General features: G+C 73.1%; 5 protein-coding genes. 3 read left to right on the top strand and 2 right to left on the bottom strand.

Translation table 11 applies throughout. The features are described 5' to 3' along the window. Nucleotides 1–515: TetR/AcrR family transcriptional regulator (locus tag KS423_RS33465; protein WP_224283516.1), on the bottom strand; the 515-nt coding region annotated here is incomplete at its 3' end. 80 nt (nt 516–595) lie between these two features. Between KS423_RS33465 and KS423_RS33460 the strand changes: the two genes are divergently transcribed. The 3 genes from KS423_RS33460 (at nt 596) to KS423_RS33450 (ending at nt 6,339) form a co-directional block, all read left to right on the top strand. Then, the gene (locus KS423_RS33460) at nt 596–1,447 is read left to right on the top strand and encodes a siderophore-interacting protein (protein WP_224283515.1); all 852 of its coding nucleotides are present in this window, start codon (nt 596–598) and stop codon (nt 1,445–1,447) included. Nucleotides 1,448–1,716: 269 nt separating this feature from the next. Continuing rightward, on the top strand, nt 1,717–5,217 hold the full coding sequence (locus tag KS423_RS33455) for a S8 family serine peptidase (protein WP_224283514.1): 3,501 nt from the start codon (nt 1,717–1,719) through the stop codon (nt 5,215–5,217). A 153-nt stretch (nt 5,218–5,370) separates the two neighbouring features. Next, nucleotides 5,371–6,339 carry an alpha/beta fold hydrolase gene (locus tag KS423_RS33450; RefSeq protein ID WP_224283513.1) on the top strand — a complete coding sequence of 323 codons (969 nt, stop codon included), beginning with the start codon at nt 5,371–5,373 and terminating at the stop codon, nt 6,337–6,339. 61 nt (nt 6,340–6,400) lie between these two features. Here KS423_RS33450 and KS423_RS33445 read toward each other — a convergent pair. After that, a partial coding sequence (locus tag KS423_RS33445; RefSeq protein WP_224283512.1) for a VWA domain-containing protein occupies nt 6,401–7,030 on the bottom strand: 630 nt, incomplete at its 5' end.

Genomic DNA, 7,030 nt, shown 5'->3' with positions numbered 1-7,030 from the left:
CAGAGCGCGGCGACCGCCCCGCGCAACCGCCGCGGCGGGAGGCCGGCCGGCCGCAGCGCACGCAGCAGCGCCTCCATCGCGGCGAGTTCGGCGGGGCCGAGGACCGGGCGGGCCTGCGAGACCTGGAGCACCCAGGGGTGGCGCAGGTAGCAGGCGTACAGCTCCTCGGCCCAGGCGGTGACGGCTTCCCGCCAGTCGTCGGCCCCCTGGAGTCCACCGGGCGGTTCGGTGCGGAGTTCGGCGAGTGCCCGGTCGTGCATCAGGTCGAGCAGTTCGGCCTTGCCCGGCACGTAGGTGTAGAGCGCCATCGCGGTGCGGCCGAGCCGTTCGCCCACGGCGCGCATCGACAGCGCGGCCATGCCCTCGGCGTCGGCCACCGAGACTCCGGCGGACACGATCGCGTCCACACTCAGGCCCGGCTTGGGGCCGCTGCGCCCGGCGCGCGGCTCCTCGGGAGCACCCCAGAGCAGGGCGAGCGAGCGATGGGCGTCTCCCTGCCCGGCGTAGACGGTCATCCGGCATCTCCTTATGGCGTAAAGTGTCATTCGACGGCAACTCTTTATGCCGTAAGGTTACCAACCGAAGGGGTTTCGCGATGACATTGCCCGTCACCTTCGTCGAGGTTGTCGAGGTCCGGCGGATCACGCCGCGCACCGCCCGGATCGCGTTCGCCGCCGAGGAACTGCCCGACACCGTCGGCACCGCGCCTGACCAGCAGCTCAAGCTCTGCTTCCCGCGCCCCGGGCAGCGCGAGCCGGTGCTGCCCGCCCGGCAGGACGACCCGATGGGCTGGTACCAGGCCTACCTGGCGATCCCCGAGGCCGAGCGCCCGGTGATGCGCAGCTTCACCCTGCGCCGCCGCCGGCCCGGCACCCGGCTGGTCGAGGTCGACTTCGTGCTGCACGGCGACACCGGCCCGGCCGCGGCCTGGGCGCTGCGGGCCGCGCCGGGGGACCGGCTGGGGATGGTCGGCCCTTCCGCGCTGTACGCCCCGCCGGTCGCGTTCACCGAGGCCGCGGCCGCCGCCGACTGGGTGCTGCTGGCCGGCGACGAGACCGCGCTGCCGGCGCTCGCGACCCTGGTCGAGGCGCTGCCCGAGGGGGAGCGGGTCTGCGCGTGGATCGAGGTCGCGGACCGGGCGGAACGTCAGGACCTGGAGAGCCGCGCCGACCTGGAGGTGGAGTGGCTGTACCGCGACGGCGTGGCCCCGGGCACCGTGCTGACCGAGGCGTTCCGGGACGCCGTGCTGCCGGAGGGTGAGCCCTTCGTCTGGCTGGCCGGGGAGGCGGGGGCGGTCCGGACGATCCGTCGGCACCTGGTCGAGCGGCAGGGGGTGCCGAAGGAGAACATCGACTTCACCGGCTACTGGCGCCACCGGCTGACCCAGGACGACGCGCCCACCGCCGAGGACCTGGCGGACGCTCAGGAGCGGGTGGCCGGGTACTGACCGGGCCGGGCGGCCGCCTCGACGGGAGCCGGGCGGCCGTTTCGCCGGGCGGTGGCGCGGGAAAGGAGTCCGTCACCGCCCTTCCCCTGGCGGGCCGCCCGGTTCCGGCAAGGGTCGATCGGTTGAAAGATGCGGATTCGGCCCGATTTCCTCCGTGAATTTTACTGATTGATGGTCAACTTTACTTTCTGATGGGGATTTACCCCCTTGTCGTGATCCTCTCGGGTGCGTTGGAATGCGTCAGCTATCCATCTGACGAGAGGATTTATATGATCGGCTGGCGGAAAACCCAGCTAGCAGCCGCCGTCACGGTCACCGCCGCGTCCATGGTCCTGAGCCTCGGGACCATCGCCGGCGCGGCCCCGGTCCCCGAGCCGCAGAACGCCCAGGCGGCGTCCGCGGACGGGGCTCCGGTGCCGGTGATCGTGATCCTGAAGGACCAGATCGCGGACGCCCCGGCCGACCACGGCCACCTGGGCGCCCGGCAGCAGAAGGCCGCCGACGCGCAGGCGCCGCTGCTGAACAAGGTCAAGGCGGGCGGTGGCACCGACATCAAGAGTTTCGTGGTCGGCAACGCCTTCTCGGCCACGGTCAGCCCCGCCCTGCGCGCCCAGCTCCAGGCGGACCCGGCCGTCTCCGCCGTGGTGGCGGACGCCCAGGTCCAGGTCGCCCCGGCGGCAGCCGGCAAGGCGAAGACGGCCAAGGACGCCGCCGGTGCCGCCGACGCCAAGGCGCCCAAGGCCGACGCCGCTCCGCAGGCCGTTTCGGGCAGCAACGGTCAGAGTGCCGAGGAGAACGCGACCAACACGGTCTGCCCCTCCGACCCGAGCAAGCCGCTGCTGGAGCCCGAGGGCCTGTACTCGACCCGGGCCGTCACCGGCAACGGCAAGCCCGGCGTGGAGGACCTGGCCACCGGCAAGGGCGTCAAGGTCGCCTACATCGCGGACGGCCTCGACCCGAACAACCCGGACTTCATCCGGGCCGACGGCTCGCACGCCGTGGTCGACTACCAGGACTTCGCGGGCGACGGCTGGGACGCGCCGACCGGCGCGGCGGAGGCCTTCGGCGACGCCTCGGCGGTCATCGCCCAGGGCCGCCAGGTCTACGACGTCTCCAAGTTCGTCAACTCCTCGCACCCGCTCCCGGCCGGCTGCAACATCCGCATCCGCGGCCTCGCCCCGGACGCCGACCTGGTCGCGCTGAAGGCCGGCGGCGAGATGATGTCCAACTCCTCGATCCTCCAGTCGATCGACTACGCGGTGCGGGTCGCCCACGTGGACGTGCTGAACGAGTCCTTCGGCGGCAACGTCACCCCGGACAGCGGCGCGCACGACACCATCTCGCTCTTCAACGAGCAGGCCGTCAAGGCCGGTGTCACCGTCGCCGTCTCCACCGGTGACGCCGGGATCAGCGGCACGATCGGCACCCCGGCCACCGACCCGTACGTCATCGCGGTCGGTGCGTCCACCGACAACCAGAACTACCAGCAGACCGGTTACGCGGCCTCCCGGTTCTCCAACAAGACCTGGAGCGACAACCGCATCTCCGCGCTCTCCTCGGGCGGCTTCACCCAGGCCGGCCGGACGGTCGACCTGGTCGCGCCGGGCGAGTCGGACTGGGCGCTGTGCACGCCCGACACGAGCAAGTACACCGACTGCACGGGCTACAACGGGCAGCCCTCGCCGATCCAGCCGTTCGGCGGCACCAGCCAGTCGGCCCCGTTCGTCACCGGCGCCGCGGCCCTGGTCATCCAGGCCTACCGGGACACCCACGGCGGCGACTCGCCGTCCCCGGCGCTGGTGAAGAAGTTCCTCACCGGCACCGCCACCGACCTCGGCGTGCCGGCCGAGGAGCAGGGCGCCGGCCTGCTGAACGTCCGCGCCGCCGTCGAGGCCGCCCGCGGCTACGACGACGGGGACGGCACCGACGGCGCGAAGACCGTCGTGGTCAACACCGGCCAGGTCGACATCGCCGGCGCCCCCGGCTCGACCCACACCGCCGACGTGTCCGTCACCAACACCAGTGACAGCACCCAGACGGTGAGCGCCGCGACCCGCAGCTTCGCCCCGCAGTCGAGCAACCAGCAGACCGTCCAGCTGGACCCGTCCTCCAAGGACACCTTCAAGTACGCGACCAACGGCGCGGACTGGGTCCAGAAGCAGGTCAAGTTCACCGTCCCGGCCGGCGCCGACCGCCTCGCGGCCTCGATCGCCTGGCAGGGCGCGCCCAACCCGGTCACCAACGGCCCGGTGGTCCGCATGACGCTGCTCGACCCGTCGGGCCGTTTCGAGACCAACACCCGTCCGCAGGGTGGCGCCACCCCGGCGAACTTCGGCCTGGTGGACGTCCCGCACCCGGTGGCCGGCGAGTGGACCGCGATCCTCTACACCCCGGCGGGCAAGGCCGGTTACAGCGGCGCGGTCCAGCTGGGCACCGCCACCCAGCGCGCGGTGCCGGCCGGCGCCGTGAGCCCGAGCACCACCGACCTGAAGCCGGGCCAGACCAAGACCCTCAAGGTCCAGCTCACCACCCCGGCCACCAGTGGCGACACCAGCGAGGCCGTCCTGGTCTCCAGCTCCAACGGCAACACCACCAGCGTCCCGGTCGTGCTGCGCAGCCTCGTCCCGGTCAACCAGGGCAAGGGCACCTTCACCGGCACCATCACCGGCGGCAACGCCCGCAGCGCCTCGCCGACGCAGAGCTTCTCGTACGCCTTCGACGTCCCGAAGGGCCAGAAGGACCTGCGGGTCGGCCTGACCGTCGGCAAGGACTCGAAGCTGCTCATGCAGGGCGCGCTGATCAGCCCGAACGGCACCCCGGTCGACATCGAGGGCAACGGGCAGTTCGACGCCCAGGGCAACCTGGCCGGCGCCGGCAACGGGGTCTCGGCCACCGCCGTCAACCCGGCCGCCGGCCGCTGGCGGTTCGTCCTGAACGTGCTCGGCCCGGTCAGCGGCCAGGAGCTCGCCCAGGACTTCACCGGCACCGTCGCGTTCAACCAGAACCAGGCCACCGCGGCCGGTCTGCCGAACGACGCCCGCACCCGGCTGGCGGCCGGCAAGCCGGTCACCGTCCAGGTGAACTACACCAACAACACCGTCGCGACCCAGCGGATCGCGGCCGACGGCCGGCTGGACCGCCGGGTGGACCTGCCGCTGGTGCCGCAGGGCGCCTCGGCGACCGTCAGCCTGCCGCTGAGCCTCAGCTCCACGGTGCCGTCCTTCCTGGTGCCGCCGGGCACCGACCGGCTCAAGGCCGTGGCGGCGTCCTCGACGCCGGCGCAGATCGAGCTGAGCGCCACCGCCGGCTCGCCGGACCTGTTCGGCGACCTGAAGAAGGCCCAGGACGGCTCGACCGTCTCGGTCGTGACCGACAACGGCACCGCCGAGCAGCCGGTCGTCCCCGGCACCTGGGGCACCTTCGTCCAGCAGATCGGCCCGTTCGGCAACGGCGGTGCGCCGGCCGGCACCTCCACCATCACGGCCACCGCGCACACCCAGGCCTTCGACCCGGCGCTGACCTCCAGCACCGGCGACCCGTACGCCGCCTCGGTGAACGCCTCGGCCGCGGCCGCCACCCCGGTGACCGTCGCCCCCGGCGCCACCGGCTCGCTCCAGGTGACGCTGACGCCGACCGGCCCGAAGGGCAGCACCGTCAAGGGCGTGCTGTACCTGGTGTCCGGCCCGACCGGCGTGGCCACCGCCAACAACGTCCTGAACACCACCGGTTCGGTGCTCGCGGCGATCCCGTACAGCTACACCGTGAACTGACGACACGTCAGTCCGCTTGAGGCCGAGGCCGCCCCGGAACTCCGGGGCGGCCTCGGCTGCTTCCGGTGGCCGGAAGCCGACGGGGTTCCGAGGGCGGCCGGCTGGGCAGGGTCGGGGGTGAAGGGATGTTTCCGGCGGACGGGGAGTGGAGAGTTGAACCAGGCGATCAAGCACGGCGAGACCGAGGTGAACGGCGTCCGGCTGCACTACGCGGAGCAGGGTGAGGGCCCGCTGGTCCTGCTGCTGCACGGCTTCCCGGAGAGCTGGTACTCCTGGCGCCACCAGTTCGCGCCGCTCGCCGAGGCCGGCTACCGGGTCGTCGCGCCGGACCAGCGCGGTTACGCCCGCAGCGAGCAGCCCGAGCGGGTGGACGCCTACACCCTGCTGCACCTGGTCGGCGACGTGACCGCGCTGATCGGCGCGCTCGGCGAGGAGCGGGCGGTCGTGGTCGGGCACGACTGGGGCGCGCCGGTGGCCTGGGCCACCGCCGCGCTGCGGCCGGACCTGGTGCGCGGGGTGGCCGGGCTGAGCGTGCCGCCGCTGCCGGCCGGGCCCGGCTCCTTGTCGACCGCCCGGGAGACCTTCGGCGAGGGTTTCTACCAGATCTACTTCCAGGAGCCGGGCCGGGCGGACGCCGAGCTGGCGGCCGACGTGAAATCCAGCCTGCGCCGCATCTTCTGCGGCGTCCAGCCCGACGGCGAGCCGCGTCCGTGGGTCGTCCCCGAGGGCAAGAAGCTGCTGGACACCGTGCCGGAGCCGGAGCGCCTGCCGGACTGGCTCACCGACGCGGACCTCGACGCGTTCGCCGCCGACTACGCCCGGCACGGCGAGCGCGCCTTCACCGGGGGCCTCAACTGGTACCGCAACATCGACCGGAACAGCGAGCTGATGGCGGCGTTCATCGGCCGGCGGATCGACGTGCCCGCGCTGTACGTGGTCGGCGAGCAGGACCTGGTGAACGCGATGATCGCGCCGGAGGCGGTCGAGTACCTGCTGAAGAACCTGACGCCCGGACTGCACCGGCACGTCCGGCTGCCGGAGACCGGGCACTGGACGCAGCAGGAGCGCCCGGCCGAGGTCACCGAGGCACTGCTGGACTTCCTGGCGCACCTGGACGGGTAGGCCCTCGCCGTGCCGGTCGCGGCCGCCCGCCGAGGGCCGCGACCGGTGGGCCCGCCGGGCGTCAGACGGGCAGCAGCCGGGCGATCAGTTCGCCGAGGCGGCGGGCGTTGCGGCAGGAGTGCATCTCCACCACGCCCGCGTAGGCGAGTGCGGCGGAGTCGCCGGTCGGCCAGAGCGAGGGCTGCTCGGGGTTGAGCCAGAACACCCGGCGGGCCCGGCCGGCGATCCGGCGCAGCGCGTCCAGGTTGGGGTCGCGCCGGTTGTTCCTGGCGTCGCCGAGGACCAGCACGCAGGTGCGCGGGCCGACGGCGTCCAGGTGGCGGTCCGCGAACTCCCCGAGCGCGGAGCCGTAGTCGCTGTTGCCGTGGTAGCCCGTCACCTTGGCCCCGGTGAGGATGCGGGCGGCCAGGCGCGCCGGGTCGTCGCCGCCGCGGAGCAGGCCGGTCACCTCGGCGGTGCGGTTGACGAAGGCGAACACCCGGACCTTGCTGAACTGTTCGCTCATCGCCTGCACCAGCAGCATGGTGAAGTCGGCGAAGCCCGCCACCGAGCCGGAGACGTCGCACAGCAGCACCAGCTCGGGGCGGGCCGGGCGGCGCAGCCGGTAGGCGGGGCGCAGCGGCACCCCGCCGGTGGTCAGCGAGCGGCGCAGGGTGCGGCGCAGGTCGATCTCGCCGCGGGCGGCGCGGCG

Source organism: Streptomyces sp. LS1784, from assembly GCF_020103755.1.
Lineage (GTDB): Bacteria > Actinomycetota > Actinomycetes > Streptomycetales > Streptomycetaceae > Kitasatospora.
Note: the sequence above shows the minus strand (reverse complement) of the source record. Positions and strands in the feature narration are given on the sequence as shown.

Excerpts from the sequence above, each read along its gene's own strand:
- KS423_RS33455 (WP_224283514.1), top strand. The coding sequence starts at position 1,717 with ATGATCGGCTGGCGGAAAACCCAGCTAGCAGCCGCCGTCACGGTCACC.
- KS423_RS33460 (WP_224283515.1), top strand. The coding sequence starts at position 596 with ATGACATTGCCCGTCACCTTCGTCGAGGTTGTCGAGGTCCGGCGGATC.